At 66.9% G+C, this 14,074-nt stretch carries 17 protein-coding genes and 1 tRNA gene; 3 read left to right on the forward strand and 15 right to left on the reverse strand.

Going from position 1 to position 14,074, the window contains the following annotated elements:
- Positions 1-143 precede the first annotated feature (143 nt).
- A complete protein-coding gene (locus VGD28_RS03525; RefSeq protein ID WP_331026944.1) occupies positions 144-1,439 on the forward strand; it encodes an MFS transporter in 1,296 nt (431 codons plus the stop codon).
- A 13-nt stretch (positions 1,440-1,452) separates the two neighbouring features.
- Here the strand turns inward: VGD28_RS03525 and VGD28_RS03530 are convergent, their stop codons facing one another.
- The 3 genes from VGD28_RS03530 to VGD28_RS03540 form a co-directional block, all read right to left on the reverse strand.
- Positions 1,453-1,629 carry a hypothetical protein gene (locus tag VGD28_RS03530; protein WP_331027066.1) on the reverse strand — a complete coding sequence of 59 codons (177 nt, stop codon included), beginning with the start codon at positions 1,627-1,629 and terminating at the stop codon, positions 1,453-1,455.
- A gap of 251 nt (positions 1,630-1,880) precedes the next feature.
- Positions 1,881-1,956, reverse strand: a tRNA-Ala gene (locus tag VGD28_RS03535).
- Between the two features lie 87 nt (positions 1,957-2,043).
- Complete coding sequence (locus VGD28_RS03540) at positions 2,044-2,361, reverse strand: TIGR02300 family protein (RefSeq protein ID WP_331026945.1); 318 nt, start codon at positions 2,359-2,361, stop codon at positions 2,044-2,046.
- Positions 2,362-2,471: 110 nt separating this feature from the next.
- On the opposite strand from VGD28_RS03540, the gene aroA reads away from it, so the two are divergent.
- Entirely contained in the window at positions 2,472-3,809 is a 1,338-nt protein-coding gene (gene aroA, locus VGD28_RS03545) for a 3-phosphoshikimate 1-carboxyvinyltransferase (RefSeq protein WP_331026946.1), read from the forward strand.
- A complete protein-coding gene (gene cmk, locus VGD28_RS03550; RefSeq protein ID WP_331026947.1) occupies positions 3,806-4,444 on the forward strand; it encodes a (d)CMP kinase in 639 nt (212 codons plus the stop codon). Before aroA ends, cmk begins: the two co-directional genes overlap by 4 nt.
- A gap of 4 nt (positions 4,445-4,448) precedes the next feature.
- Here cmk and VGD28_RS03555 read toward each other — a convergent pair whose 3' ends face one another.
- From VGD28_RS03555 to bamA, 12 genes are all read right to left on the reverse strand, one after another.
- Positions 4,449-5,105: a tetratricopeptide repeat protein gene (locus VGD28_RS03555; protein WP_331026948.1), complete on the reverse strand. Its 657-nt coding sequence runs from the start codon at positions 5,103-5,105 to the stop codon at positions 4,449-4,451.
- Complete coding sequence (locus tag VGD28_RS03560; RefSeq protein ID WP_331026949.1) at positions 5,102-5,479, reverse strand: cytochrome c-type biogenesis protein; 378 nt, start codon at positions 5,477-5,479, stop codon at positions 5,102-5,104. The genes VGD28_RS03555 and VGD28_RS03560 overlap by 4 nt, the downstream gene beginning before the upstream one ends.
- A complete protein-coding gene (locus VGD28_RS03565; protein WP_331026950.1) occupies positions 5,476-6,003 on the reverse strand; it encodes a DsbE family thiol:disulfide interchange protein in 528 nt (175 codons plus the stop codon). The genes VGD28_RS03560 and VGD28_RS03565 overlap by 4 nt, the downstream gene beginning before the upstream one ends.
- Positions 6,000-8,030 (reverse strand): heme lyase CcmF/NrfE family subunit, encoded by a 2,031-nt coding sequence (locus VGD28_RS03570; protein ID WP_331026951.1) that lies wholly within the window; start codon positions 8,028-8,030, stop codon positions 6,000-6,002. The genes VGD28_RS03565 and VGD28_RS03570 overlap by 4 nt, the downstream gene beginning before the upstream one ends.
- A complete protein-coding gene (ccmE, locus tag VGD28_RS03575) occupies positions 8,027-8,461 on the reverse strand; it encodes a cytochrome c maturation protein CcmE (RefSeq protein WP_331026952.1) in 435 nt (144 codons plus the stop codon). The genes VGD28_RS03570 and ccmE overlap by 4 nt, the downstream gene beginning before the upstream one ends.
- Complete coding sequence (ccmD, locus tag VGD28_RS03580) at positions 8,458-8,589, reverse strand: heme exporter protein CcmD (protein ID WP_331026953.1); 132 nt, start codon at positions 8,587-8,589, stop codon at positions 8,458-8,460. The genes ccmE and ccmD overlap by 4 nt, the downstream gene beginning before the upstream one ends.
- The gene (gene ccmC, locus VGD28_RS03585) at positions 8,586-9,302 is read right to left on the reverse strand and encodes a heme ABC transporter permease CcmC (RefSeq protein WP_331026954.1); all 717 of its coding nucleotides are present in this window, start codon (positions 9,300-9,302) and stop codon (positions 8,586-8,588) included. The genes ccmD and ccmC overlap by 4 nt, the downstream gene beginning before the upstream one ends.
- Before the next feature lie 77 nt (positions 9,303-9,379).
- Positions 9,380-9,706, reverse strand: a complete 327-nt coding sequence (locus VGD28_RS03590) for a PilZ domain-containing protein (RefSeq protein ID WP_331026955.1) — start codon at positions 9,704-9,706, stop codon at positions 9,380-9,382.
- Positions 9,707-9,761: 55 nt separating this feature from the next.
- Complete coding sequence (rpmE, locus tag VGD28_RS03595; RefSeq protein ID WP_066575173.1) at positions 9,762-9,992, reverse strand: 50S ribosomal protein L31; 231 nt, start codon at positions 9,990-9,992, stop codon at positions 9,762-9,764.
- A 106-nt stretch (positions 9,993-10,098) separates the two neighbouring features.
- The gene (fabZ, locus tag VGD28_RS03600; RefSeq protein WP_331026956.1) at positions 10,099-10,578 is read right to left on the reverse strand and encodes a 3-hydroxyacyl-ACP dehydratase FabZ; all 480 of its coding nucleotides are present in this window, start codon (positions 10,576-10,578) and stop codon (positions 10,099-10,101) included.
- Positions 10,575-11,207, reverse strand: a complete 633-nt coding sequence (locus tag VGD28_RS03605) for an OmpH family outer membrane protein (protein ID WP_331026957.1) — start codon at positions 11,205-11,207, stop codon at positions 10,575-10,577. Before VGD28_RS03605 ends, fabZ begins: the two co-directional genes overlap by 4 nt.
- On the reverse strand, positions 11,207-14,050 hold the full coding sequence (gene bamA / locus VGD28_RS03610; protein WP_414714458.1) for an outer membrane protein assembly factor BamA: 2,844 nt from the start codon (positions 14,048-14,050) through the stop codon (positions 11,207-11,209). The genes VGD28_RS03605 and bamA overlap by 1 nt, the downstream gene beginning before the upstream one ends.
- Positions 14,051-14,074: the final 24 nt, after the last annotated feature.

A 14,074-nucleotide genomic window follows, 5' to 3' on the forward strand; every position in this document is an offset into this window, starting at 1 on the left:
CCGCATGCCGGCGCAATCATCCCCCGCGGCCATTCCCCGCTGCATGCCACCTGTTTGCCATATGACACCGATAGCGGTTGCCGCCACGCCGCCCCCGCGGCTATGCCGGGGTTCAGTTTAGACGGACGAAGGCCCGCCAACGCATGCATAACGCGCTCGGATTGCTCAAGGAGCGCCGGTTTCTCCCCCTTTTCATCACGCAGTTCCTGGGGGCTTATAACGACAATCTGTTCAAGACCGCGATGGTGCTGTTCGCGACCTACCAGATCTTCAGCGATCCGGCGGTCGAGTTCCAGTTCAACGCGCTCGCGACCGGGATCAGCCTGATCCCCTTCTTCATGCTCTCCGCGCTCGCCGGCCAGCTCGCGGATACGCACGACAAGGCTTCGATCATCCGTTGGGTGAAGACGGCGGAGATCGCGCTGATGCTGTTCGGCGGCGCCGGAATGCTGGTGGCGCAGGCGGGCTATTCGATGACCGGCCTCGGCATGATGCTGGGCGCCGTGCTGGGCCTTGGTGCGCACTCGACCTTCTTCGGCCCGATCAAATACGCGATCCTGCCCCAGCATCTGAAGGACGAGGAGGTGCTGGGCGGCACCGGCATGGTCGAGGCCGCGACCTATCTCTCGATCCTGCTCGGCACCGTCACTGCGGGCTGGGTCGCGCACGACATGCGCATCGCGGCGGCGCTGGTGCTGGTGGTCGCTCTGATCGGCTGGATCACCGGCCGCATGGTGCCCGCCGCCCCGCGCGTCGGTCCCAGGCTCAAGATCAACTTCAACCCCTTCACCTCCTCCTGGCGGCTGGTCGGCGCGACGATGCACATCCCGCGCCTGTTTCTGTCGATCTGCGCGATCAGCTTCTTCTGGACGATCGGGTCCGTGCTGATCATCATCTTCCCGCCCCTGGTGAAGAATGTGCTCACCGCCGATGCGCGCGTCTCCTCGCTGCTCGTCGCGGTATTCTCGGTCGGGGTCGCGATCGGCTCGGTGGTCATCAACGCGATGCTCAAGGGCAAGGTCTCGGCGAAGTATTCGCCGATCTCGGTCATCGCCATGGCGGTGATCGTCGTGATCTTCTCGGTCGAGGTCCGCCTCTGGGAGCCCGCCGCCGCCGGCACGCTCTATGACTTCTCCAGCTTCATCCTGCAGCGCCAGGCATGGATCGTCATCGTCACCCTCACCGCGGTCGCGATCACCGGCGGCATGTTCGTCGTCCCGCTCTACGCTTTCCTGACCACCACCGTGACCAAGGACCAGACCGCGCGCACGGTCGCGGCCAACAACATCGTCAACGCAGGTGCGATGGTGTTCGGGTCACTGTTCGTGCTCGCCCTTTCGGCGGCAGGCGTGACATCGGAGAACATGCTGCTCGTCGTGGCCGGCATGTGCCTGATCTCGGCCTGGATCGCCCAGAAGCTGCACCGCGCCTGCGATTAGGCGCGTTCCGCCTTCAGATGAAGAAGGTGTAGAAGCAGACGAAAAACGCGGCGTAGCTCAGCAGGAACAGCTTGAGGTCGCTTTCGTCCTCGCGTTTGCGCACGCTCTTGCGGACAAGCGGCAGCGCGGTGCGGAACGGATGATGTCCGCGATAGGAATCGGCGAGGGTCTGCTGGCGTTCCATGGCCAACAGTTAACGTCCCGTTTACGATTTTGTCCCGCGCCAACCGTAGTTAATCGCCGTCCGGATTCGGGACTCGGTTCAGGGGTATCGCCCATGCGCTAGGGCTGGTGCATCCCCATGCATCCAACCGCGCCCGCAACGAAAAAGGGCGCCGCATCGGGTGATGCACGCGCCCTGTTTTCTGCCCGGTTATGAACGGGATGGTGGAGCCCCAAGATCCTAATTCAGAAACCCGAGGTGTAACCAACTCAAGGAGTTGGTGGAGCCGAGGGGGATCGAACCCCTGACCTTCGCAATGCCATTGCGACGCTCTCCCAGCTGAGCTACGGCCCCATCCGTTCCGGGAAGGCGATGGCCTCTAGCAGCCATCGCGCGGTTTGCAACCGGGTTTTTTCGCTTTCCCGATTTTCCGCTTTCCGATCAGCTTTCCTCGTCGTCGTCGCCGGTGTCGACGCCCAGATCGTCGTCGCCGCCCAGATCCACGTCGTCGTCGGGCGAACCTTCGGCGTCCTCATCGACGTCCAGATCCTCGTCGCCGAGATCCGCGTCGTCCTTCTTCTTGTCGGCTTCACCCTTCACCGATTCGAAGGGCAGCGGCTGCTTCGACTTCAGGATGGGCTCCGGTTCCCAGGCAAAGCCGCAGCTGATGCAGGTGACCGGCTCGTCCTTGGTCAGGTCATAGAAGCGCGTTGCGCATTTCGGGCAGGTCCGTTTCGTGCCCCATTCCGGCTTCACCATGTGCCGCTCTTGCCTTTTCTTCGATTTTACAGGGTGACGGGGAGTTTGGTCCCCGTTTGAAGTGGCGGGCGCCTTGCCATAGCGCAAGCCCGCTGTCAAAGCCGCCGCCCATGAACGCTGCAACACCCCTCCCCCTCGCGATTTCCGCTCGTGGCCCGCTGCGCGGCACGCTCACCGTTCCCGGCGACAAGTCGATCAGCCACCGGTCGCTGATGTTTGCCGGGCTCGCCGTGGGCGAAAGCCGGATCGAGGGGCTGCTTGAGGGTGAGGACGTCCTCGCCACAGCGGCCGCGATGCGGGCGATGGGCGCGCGGGTCGAGCGCGACGGCGATGGCGTGTGGCATGTCTGGGGCGTCGGCGTCGGCGGGCTGCTCCAGCCCGAGACCGCGCTCGAGATGGGCAATTCGGGCACCTCGACGCGCCTGCTGATGGGCCTCGTCGCCAGCCATCCGATCACCGCGACCTTTACCGGCGATGCTTCGCTCTCGAAGCGCCCGATGGGGCGCGTCATCGATCCGCTATCCAGAATGGGTGCCGATTTCACCTCGAGCCCCGGCGGCCGTCTGCCGCTCACCATGCGCGGTCTGTGCCCGGCGGTGCCGATCGAATACACGCTTCCCGTCGCATCGGCGCAGGTCAAGTCGGCGGTGCTGCTCGCCGGCCTCAACACGCCGGGCATCACGCGCGTGATCGAGCCGGTGCTGACGCGCGACCATAGCGAGCGCATGCTCGCCGGTTTCGGCGCCGAGCTGACGGTCGAGCAGGCCCCGCAGGGCCGCATCATCTCGATCCGCGGCGAGGCTGAGCTCAAGCCGCAGCAGATCACCGTGCCCGGCGATCCTTCCTCCGCCGCCTTCTGGATGGTCGCCGCGTCGATCGTGCCGGGCTCGGACGTCACCATCGCTAATGTCGGCCTCAACCCCACGCGCACCGGGCTGATCGCCGCGTTGCGCATGATGGGTGCCGATATCGCGGAGGTGAGCCCGCGCACCGTGGGCGGCGAGCCGGTCGCCGACCTGCACGTCCGCCACGCGCCGCTCAAGGCGATCGAGGTGCCGCACGATCTCGCGCCCAGCATGATCGACGAATACCCCGCCCTGTTCGTCGCCGCTGCCTTTGCGGAAGGCCGCACCGTCGCGCGCGGCGCGGAGGAGCTCCGCGTCAAGGAATCGGACCGCATCGCCGCGATGGTCGCCGCGCTGCAACCTAATGGCGTCGTGCTCGAGGAGTATGAGGACGGCCTCGCCATCACCGGCACCGGTGGCGAGCTGATCGCAGGCGGCGCTCCGGTCGCCTCGAAACTCGACCATCGCATCGCGATGAGCATGGCGGTGGCTGGACTCGGCGCGAAGTCCGAATTGAGCATCGACGATGTGTCGCCGGTCGCCACCAGCTATCCCGGCTTCTTCGCGACGCTCGATTCGCTGACCGGCAGGAACGAGTCATGATCATCGCCGTCGATGGCCCCGCAGCCTCGGGAAAGGGCACCATCGCCCGCGCTCTCGCGCGGCACTATGAGCTCCCGCATCTTGACACCGGCCTGCTCTATCGCGCCGTCGCCGCAACCGTGCTGCGCGAGGAGATGAACCCCGAGAAGGAGGCCGACGCCGTAGCCGCCACCGGCTTCGACGACCTGCTGCTCGCCGACGAATGGCTCCGCACCGACGAGGTCGGCAAGGCCGCCTCGGTCGTCTCCGCGCATCCGCTGGTGCGCGCGGCGCTGCTCCAGCGCCAGAAACGCTTCGCCCAGCAGCCCGGCGGCGCGGTCCTTGACGGGCGCGATATCGGCACGGTCATCGCGCCCGACGCCGATGCCAAGCTGTTCGTCAAGGCGACGCCCACGATCCGCGCCCAGCGCCGCCATGCCGAGCTCCGCCGAAACGGCATCATGGCCAGCCTCGACAAGGTGCTCGCGGATATCCGCGCACGCGACGAACGCGATTCGAAGCGCGCTAACGCTCCCCTGGTCGCCGCGCCCGACGCCGCGGTGCTCGATACCAGCTTCCTCTCGATCGAGGCGGCGGTGCAGAAGGCGATCCAGCTGGTCGAGGCCCAGCGCACGAAGAAGGCGGCCGCCGGCTGAACGTTCAGCGCGGGGAAGGCCGCTCCCGCTGCGCCTGCGCCTTCATCGCGGCGAACAGCGTCACCGACCGAAGCGTGCGCTCGACATCGCCGCGATACGGCGCCTTGTCGGGCGTCAGCTCCAGCGCCTTGCGCAGCCATGGCAGCGCCGCACCGAGATTCCCCGTCCGCGCTTGAGCGAGCCCGTAGAAGAGCGCTGGCCCCGGGTGCTCGGGCGCCAGCACGATCCCGCGCCGGAACGCAAGGGCCGCGGCGGGCGACATGGTGCCGTCGTCCGCTTCCACCAGGGTCATCCCCAGCCAGGTCCACATCGATGGATCCTGCGGCGCGGACCGCACGCCGCCCAGCATCATCTTCGCGGCCTTGTCGGCGTCGCCGCCGCGCACCAGCGCATCGGCCGCGATGAAATAGCTGTCGTTGACCGTGAAGCGCCCGAACATCTCGCCGCGCAGCTTGTGCAGCTCCGGCTCGTCGGCCCGCACTTTCTTCTTCGCCGCAACCGGTGCGCCGGGCAGGCCGGGCCGCGCCTGCAGGGCATAGCCCGCCGCGCCCAGCATCAGCGCCGCGCCGGCAAACGACCACAGGGTCCGCGGCACTCCGAGCAGCCACAGCAGCGCGAATGCCCCTGCACCAGTCACGGCGAGTGCAAGCCATCCCATCATTTGCGCCGCCTCCGCAGCGTGCCGCGCGCCAGCCACAATCCGGCGCCCAGCAGCAACAGCGGCGCCAGCCACAAGGGCGCGGTCGTCCAGCTCAGCGGCGGATCATAGGTGACATAGCTGCCATAACGTTCGATCAGCCAGCCGCGCACCGCCTCGGGCGTCTCGCCCGCCGCGATCTTCTGGCGCACGATGCGCCGCATGTCGGCGGCCATGTCGACGTCGCTGTCGGCGATCGACTGGCCCTGGCAGATCAGGCAGCGCAGCGTCCCCATCAGTGCGGCCGCCTGGGCTTCCTTGCGGGCGTCGGGAAGCTGCGAATAGCCAAGGTCCGCGGGCACGCCCGCAGCCAGCGCAAGGCCGATGAGCAGGCTCATTCCGCCGCCTCCAGCGCCTTGAGCAGCTTGGGCACGTCGTCCGCGCGGATGTCGCCGATATGCTGCGCCGCGATCCGCCCCTGCCCATCGATCACGAAGGTCTCGGGAACCCCTGACGATCCGATGCCGATCTGCACGATCCGGTTGCGGTCGTCGCCGATCCGCGCATAGGGATCGCCATGGCGAGACAGGAATGCCTTCACCGCATCGGGCGTATCCTTGATCGCCACCGCATCGATCTGCACCCCCGCTGCTTTGAGCTGCATCAGCTGCGGCGCCTCGGCGATGCACGGCACGCACCAGCTGGCGAACACGTTGAGCAGCCGCGGCTTCCCCGTGGCGAGATCGGCGCGGCTGAGGCCCGGCTTCCCTTCGACCATCGCGGGAAGGCTAAATTCGGGCATCGGCTTGCCGACCAGCGCCGACTTGACCACCGTCTCGCCGGTATCGGTCAGCCGCCACGCCGCCAGCGCGACTACCGCCAGAAACACCGCCAGCGGCACCCAGAGCGTCCAGCGCCTCACAGCTCCGCCTCCTCCCGCCGTTTCACATTGCGCCGTTCGCGCTTCACCCGGCCGACCAGCGACAGCGCGCCGCCCAGCGCGATCAGCCCTCCGCCGAGCCAGATCAGCGTCACGAACGGCTTCCACCACAGCCGCAGCTGCCAGCGCCCCTGCGCATCCTGCGCGCCGAGCACGGCATAGAGCTGCCCGTCGAGCCGCGTCGCGATCGAAGCCTCGGCGGTGTCGGTCGGCGGCGATGCATAGAAGCGCCGCTGCGGCCGCAGCAGGAGCATCGGCCCGTCCACCGGCCCGCGCGACGCGGTCACGCGCCCCTCGACCGCCGACCAGTTGTCGCCCACCACCGGCGCGACGCCGTTCAGCACCACGCGCCACGGCCCGACATAGTAAGGCTGACCATAGCGCGCCGCGACCAGCCGCTCGCTGGTGAAGGCGCTGTCCGCCGCCATCCCGGCCAGGCTCACCGCAACCCCGAAATGCGCGATCACCATGCCCCAGGTGAATAGCGGCGTGCGCAGCAGCTTGCGCTTCCACAGCGGCGCGAAGCTCGCCACGGCAAGGCCGGCGGCCAGACCCAGCCCTACGATCTCCATCCAGCCGGTGGACGGCGCCGCCGCGAATGTTCCCGCCATCACCAGTACCGCCAGCGTCACCGGCACGGTGAGTTTGCCCAGCAGCGCGTTGATATGGTCGCGCCGCCAGTTGAGCAGCGGCCCTGCGGCCATCGCCGCACCCAGCAGCAGCGCGATCGGCCCTGCCGCCTTGTTGAAGAAGGGCGGCCCGACCGAGAGCTGCTCGCCCATCGCCTGCGCCACGATCGGATAGAGCGTCCCGATCAGCACGATGCCGAGGATCACGCTCAGCAGCAGGTTGTTGAGCACCAGCCCGCCCTCGCGGCTGAGCAGGTCGAACCCCTGCCCCGCCTTCACTCGTCCCACGCGCGCGCCATAGAGCGTCAGCGCCCCGCCGATATAGATGGCGAGCAGCACGAGAATGAAGCTGCCCCGCGTCGGATCCACGGCAAAGGCGTGGACGCTGGTCAGGATGCCCGAGCGGACGAGGAAGGTGCCGACCATCGACATCGAGAAGGCGACCACCGCCAGCATCAGCGTCCAGGCGCGCAGCCCGTCGCGCGCTGCCAGCACATTGACCGAATGCAGCAGCGCCGTCGCCGCCAGCCACGGCATCAGCGATGCATTCTCGACCGGATCCCAGAACCACCAGCCGCCCCAGCCGAGCTCGTAATAGGCCCAATAGCTGCCCGCGGTGATCCCGATCGTCAGGAACACCCATGCCGCCAGCACCCAGGGCCGCATCGCCCGTGCGAACACCGGCCCCACCTCGCGCGTTACCATCGCGCCGACCGCGAAGGAGAAAGCGATCGAAAGCCCGACATAGCCGAAATAGAGCGTCGGCGGGTGGAACGCCAAGCCGGGATCCTGCAGCAGCGGATTGAGCCCCAGCCCGTCGAGCGCAGGCGGGTCGAGCCGGGTGAACGGGCTCGATGCGATCAGGAGGAAGGCGTAGAAGCCCAGCGCGATGAACGCTTGCGCGCCCAGCGTCGCGGTCAGCGTCGCGCGGTCGAGCTTCTTCTCGAGCAGCGCGATCGCCGCGCCGGCCAGCGCCAGCACCGTGACCCACAGCAGCATCGAGCCTTCATGGTTCCCCCATGCCCCCGCGAACTTGTAGAGCAAAGGCTTGGCCGAATGGCTGTTCTGCACCACCAGCAGCACCGACATATCGGAGCGCAGGAACAGCGCGATCAGCAGGCCGAACGACAGCGCCGCCAGCACACCCTGGACGATCGCCGCTGGACGCACTGCCGCCAATAATTGTGTCCCCACTTCGGTACGGGCTGAGCTTGTCGAAGCCCTGCTCTTCTCCTCTTCATTGGAGGAAGGCAGCCCTTCGACAAGCTCAGGGCGAACGGCGGAAGAACTCAATCGCAATCCCAGCGCGGCCATCGCCAGCTGCATCAGCGCCATCGCCGCGGCGAGCCACAGCGCCGCCAGCCCCGCCTCGGCGATCATTGGCTGAGCGTCTCGGGCGAAGGCATCTTCTTGGCGATCTCGGGCGGCATGTAGCGCTCGTCATGCTTGGCGAGCAGATTGTCCGCGACGAAGCCGCCATCGGCCGTGAACTTGCCCTCGGCGACCACGCCGGAGCCTTCCTTGAACAGATCGGGCGCGACGCCGGTGAAGCGCACCGGCACCTTCGCCTCCTTGTCTGTGACGATGAAGCTGATCGTTACCCCATCGGGCAGGTGCTTGAGCGATCCGGCCTCGACCATCCCGCCGAGGCGGACGGCCTTGTCCACGGGCGGGTTCTTCGCCGCAACGTCGCTCGGCGTGTAGAAGAACGCCGCCTGATCCTTGAGCGCGGACAGCGCGAGACCGCTCGCCCCGCCGATCGCGGCAAGCGCGGCGAGGCCCAGCATCAACCGCTGATGCTTGCGCTTCATCTGCGGTCCTTCAGTGCATCGACCGAGCGCTCGGCATTGCGCATGGCCAGCCAGCTCGCCAGCGAAAGCCCGCCTACGCCCGCGACGACCACCGCATAGGCGGCGAGGATGAACGGCCAGTGGTTCATGCCGCCATTCGTCGCAGCCGCGCCTCGACGCGCTGGTTCGCCAGCGCCGCGCGCATCCGCATCAGCACGATCCCGCCGAACATCAGGCTGAACCCCGGCAGGGTCATCAGCAGCGGCCACAGCATGGTCGAATCGATGCTCGATTGAGTCAGCGTCAGGCTCTGTCCCTGATGCAGCGTCTGCCACCACACCACCGAATAGCGGATCACCGGCAACAGCACCGTGCCCGCGATCCCGAACAGCGCGGGGATGCGCCCGTCGCCGCCGCGCTCGCGATCGGCGCGCTCCAGCGCGATCCAGGCGATATAGATGAAGAACAGCAGCAGCATCGACGTAAGCCGCCCGTCCCATTCCCACCAGGTGCCCCAGGTCGGCCGTCCCCAGATCGATCCGGTGAGCAGGCACAGCGCGGCGAACACCGCGCCCACCGGCGCGATGGCCCGCGCCGCGAGGCTCGCCAGCGGATGCCGCCACACGAGGAATGCGAAACAGGCGACGGCAAGCGAGGTCCAGCCGCCCATCCCCAGCCATGCGCTCGGCACATGGATATAGAGGATGCGCACGCTCTCCTTCTGGAGATAGTCGGGCGGCGTCTGCGTCAGCCCGCCCCAGCAGCCCACAAGCACCAGCAGCAGCCCGCTCCAGAACAGGATGGGCGTCAGCGGTCGCGCGATCTTCAGGAAGCGCGTGGGATTGGCGAGTGCGTGGATCACGGCGTTTTGCCGCCTTTAGGCGGATTCGTCGCCCAAGTCCAAATCCGGATTCATGCGATCGTTACTGGAACGCCGCCTCAAGCCGCGAGCTTCTCGAACTCGCCTTCGGTCAGCGCGATCTGGAACTCGAGGCCGGCCTCGAAATCGGTCGCCCAGACGACCCGGGCGGCCCAGTGGCCGACATGCGGCAAGGTCAGCCAGATCATCGAATCGCGGCGCAGCGCGGAGAAGGTCTCGATCTTGGCGCCGTGGAGCGAGAGGTCGACCACGCGGCACAGCGCGCGGTCGAGCCCGCCGCGGCCGACCTTCGCATCGAGCGAGACCGGCGCACGCGGGACGCGCCGCCGGCCGAGCACCGCAGGTTCGAATTCTGCTGCGAAACTGGGCTTGTCCGATGACATCATCGGCCAAGCCTAGGCTGCGATGGCTAACGCCGCGTTAACGACGTCAGCCCGCAACTCACTTCTTGGAGAGCGAGAGCCCGCCGAAGCGCTTGTTGAAGCGCGCCACCTGACCGCCCGAATCGAGCATCTGGCCGCGGCCGCCGGTCCAGGCCGGGTGCGCCAGCGGATCGATGTCGAGCTGCATCGTGTCGCCTTCCTTGCCCCAGGTGGAGCGGGTCTCGAACACGGTGCCGTCGGTCATCTGCACCTTGATCATGTGATAGTCGGGGTGCGTGTCTTTCTTCACGGGTCTTTTCCTTGGAATAGGCCACCGGTTTCCGACCGGCAGCAAGAGGCGCGGCCCGTAACAGAACCGCGCCCGTGTTGCAATGCGAAGGCTTGGCTGCCTGAAATCAGGCCGAAGGCGGATCCGCGATCATCGCGGTGAACTCGCATTCGGTCGCCAGCTCGTCGCCCAGATAGGCCTTGCCGGCGAATTTGCAGACGCGCGAGCGCTTCTGCACGAACTCGACCTCGAGCCGCAGCAATATGCCGGGCTCGACCGGCTTGCGGAACTTCACGCCGTCGATCGACATGAAATAGACGAGCTTGCCCGTCCCGGCGAGGCCGAGGCTCTCGACCGCGAGCACGCCCGCCGCCTGCGCTAGCGCCTCCACCTGGAGAACGCCCGGCATGATCGGCCTTCCCGGGAAATGCCCCTGGAAGAACTCCTCGTTGATCGTCACCGCCTTGATCGCGACGATGCGCTGGTCGGGGATCAGTTCCTCGACCCGGTCGACCAGCAGCATCGGGTAGCGGTGCGGGAGCGCCGCCATGACCCGCCCGATATCGAGCGGGCCGATGGAGCCTCCCGTCACTGCCGGATCGCTCATCGGCCCTGCGGCTGCGGCTGGGTCGGCTGCTGGGCGGGCTGCTGCGCCGGCTGCTGCTGCTGCGGGGGCGGAGCGGTGGTGCTCACGCTCGGCAGCTGCTGGTTCAGCGCGGTCAGGACCGCGTCGGTGATCTCGGCGGTCGGAGCCGAGAAGATCGTGCTTTCCTTGGAGACGGTGATCGTCGCACCGCGCTGCTGCGAGATCTGCTGGATCACCGGCACCATGCGCTGCGCGATCTGCTGCTGCACGAACTGGACGTTGCGCTGGAAGGTCTGCTCGCGCTCGGCGACGGCGCGCTGCGCGGCCTGGGCACGCGTCTGGAACGCCTGATAGCGCTGCTGCATGGCGGCATCGAGCGGCTTGCCGGCCGCGGCCTTGACCGCCGCGTCGATCGCCTGTCCTTCGGTGCGGAGCGGCGCGGTCTGCTGCTCGGCGAACTGCTGCAGCTGCGTGCGCTGGGTCTGGAGCTGCGTGTTGGCCGCGACGCAGGCGGTGCACTGGCTCATGATGCGATCGACATCGACGACGGCCACCTTGGCGTCGGCGAGGGCCTGCGCGGCGGCGGTGCCAGCGCCCAGCGAGGCACCCGTGATCGCCAGCGCGGCGATAATGGTCTTGGTGTTCGACATTAGAAGGACGTCCCTACGTTGAAGCTGAAGAGTTTGTCGTCATCACCCTCGACCTTGGTGAGGGCATAGGCGAGGTCGAGCCGCAGCGGCCCGAACGGCGAGTTCCAGTTGGCACCGATGCCCACCGCCACGCGCGGCCGGGGCGTGTTGCCCAGGAAGCGCTCGACGAACGGATCGGTGATCTGGTTGAAGACGCTATTGATCGACGTGCCGCTGCACGGACCCCCTGCAGACGCAGAATAACCCACGCTACAAGTGGTGAGTTGCCCCGGCGCGACGGCATCGGTGGAGGGTACCTGATACAGCGGCACGGTCTGGCCGTTGACGATGGTCGTCTGCGGCGTCTGAATCGGCAACAACGACGGCGATCCATCGGCGTTTGTCGCCAACTCGGCGGTCGCCCAACGCGGATCGTTCGGGTCGAATAACGTCGTTTTCGAACCATCCGCGTTGGTCACGAACCGCGCCTGGGTGAAGGTCGCGGTCGGATTCGGCCGGCGCACGCCCCAGTTGGCGCCCGCCATCACGAAGATCGACGGACGGATACCCATCTCGCGCGCGCCGGCGCCGAGCGGGATCTCCAGCTCGAGCTTGCCCAGATAATAGGCGCGGCCGCCGATCGCGTCGTCGAAGATCTGATCCCTGTCGGTGATCAGCGTCTGGTTCCCACCAGCGACGGTGCCGGTATAGCTGATGCGCTGAATGCGCGGGCCGACGCCGCGAATGTCGAACCCGCGGAACTGCGGCTCGCCCAGGAAGAAGCGGTCGGTGATACGCACCGGATCGACGCCCGCCGCCGCCGTCTCCAGGCTGTGGATGTAGCCGCCCTCAAGCCCGGCCGAGAAGATCCAGCCGCCGCCGATATTCCAGTATTTGTCGGCGTCGAAGCGGCCGCGCAGATACTTCACGTCGCCGCCCAGGCCCGCAAAGTCGCCGCCGACCACCAGTCGCTGGCCCGCGGTCGGGCGCAGGCGGCTGTTGAGGCTGTCGTAGATCAGCGAGAGGCCGACCGCCGACGTCCAGCGCTTGCCCAGCGCTTCGCACAGATAGCGTCCGGCCTTGAGTGGGTCGCACTTGCCGTCGGTGAAGAAGGTATTCTCGTCCAGGCCGACCGAATCATGAGTGAGCGAATAGCGGGCCGATGCGGTCCAATATTCGGTCAGCGGCACGCCCAGCACCAGCTGCCCGCCGGTCGACACCTGCTCGTAGGTGGTCCGGCGGTCGCTGCCCAGATAGTTGAACGAGTTGTAGTCGCGGCGGAAGATCGTGCCGCCCAGCGCGATGTTCTGGTCGAACAGATAGGGCTCGGTGAACCCGACCTCGACCGATTTGGAATAGCTCGAATAGTCGGCCGACAGGCGCAGGTCCTGGCCCTTGCCGCGGAAGTTGCGTTGGCGGATCGAGCCCTGGAAGATGAAGCGCTCGAGGCTGGAGAAGCCCGCCGACAGCGTCAGCTCACCGGTCGATCGCTCCTCGACATTGGCGGTCAGCACGACGCGGTCGGGCGCGGAGCCCTCCTTCTGCTCGATCTCGAACTTCTCGCCGAAATAGCCGAGCGAGTTGATGCGGTCCTGCGAGCGCTTGACCAGGAACGTGTTGAACGCATCGCCTTCTGCCAGGCGCAGCTCGCGGCGGATCACCTTGTCCTGCGTCTGGGTGTTGCCGGTGATGTCGATCCGCTCGACATAAGTGCGGCGCGCCTCGGCGATGTTGAAGTTGAGCGTCATCGTCAACTTCTCGCGGTCGCGCTGGAACTCGGGCGTGACGTTGGCGAAGGCATAGCCGAACATGCCCGCGGTCTCGGAAAGCTGGTCGACCGTGTCCTCGACCATCTTGGCGTTGTACCAGGCGCCTTCCTTGATCGCGAGGTTGCCGGCCAGCACCTTGTCATCGAAGTCGCGGATGTTGCTGTCGACCGTGACCGGGCCGAACTTGTAGCGCGGGCCTTCCTCGACGACATAGGTGATGATGAAGTCTTTTTTGTCCGGCGTCAGCTCGGCCACCGCGGAGACGACGCGGAAATCGGCATAGCCATTGGTCAGGTAGAACTGGCGCAGCTTCTGCTGGTCGTACGCCAGCCGGTCCTGGTCATAGCTGGTGTTCGAGCTGAAGATGCTGGTCAGGCGTGCCTGCTTGGTCGCCATCTCGCCGCGCAGCTTGCCGTCGGAAAACACCTCGTTGCCGATGATGTTGATCTGGCGGACCTTGGACTTGGCGCCCTCCTCGATCTCGAAGATCACGTCGACGCGATTCTGGTCGAGGCTGACCATCTTGGGCTCCACGCGCGCGGCAAAGCGGCCCTGGCGGCGATAGAGCTCGACGATGCGGGCGACGTCCGCGCGCACCGCGGTGCGGGTGAACATCTGGCGCGGCGCCAGCTTGATCTCCTTGACGATCTTGTCGTTCTTCAGCCGCTTGTTGCCCTCCAGCACCACGCGGTTGATGATCGGGTTCTCGCGCACTCGCACGACAATGTCGCCGCTCTCGACGCCCTCGATCGAAACGTCGGCCAGCAGCTCGCTCGCCAGCAGGTCGCGGATCGCCTGGTCGAGGATCTCGGTGGTATAGGGCTGGCCGACGCGGATGCGCGTGTACGACAGCACCGTCTCCGGCTCGAGGCGCTGGGTGCCCTCGACGCGCAGCGAGCGGATCGTCCGTGTCGGCTCGGGAATAGCGACTGGCGTCACCGGCGTCGTCGGCGCCTGTTGCGCCGACGCGGGCTGGGCGGGGGCGGGCTGCTGCTGAGGCGCCTGCTGCGCGAACGCCACGCCTGACAGGACCGTGCCCGTCAGGAGCAGCGCGGTGGCGCGCACGCCGATTTTCGTAACCTTGATTGCAGTCACTATCCTACCCCAGTCGGACTTGAA

The sequence above is a fragment of the Sphingomonas sp. genome (assembly GCF_036402235.1).
GTDB lineage: Bacteria > Pseudomonadota > Alphaproteobacteria > Sphingomonadales > Sphingomonadaceae > Sphingomonas.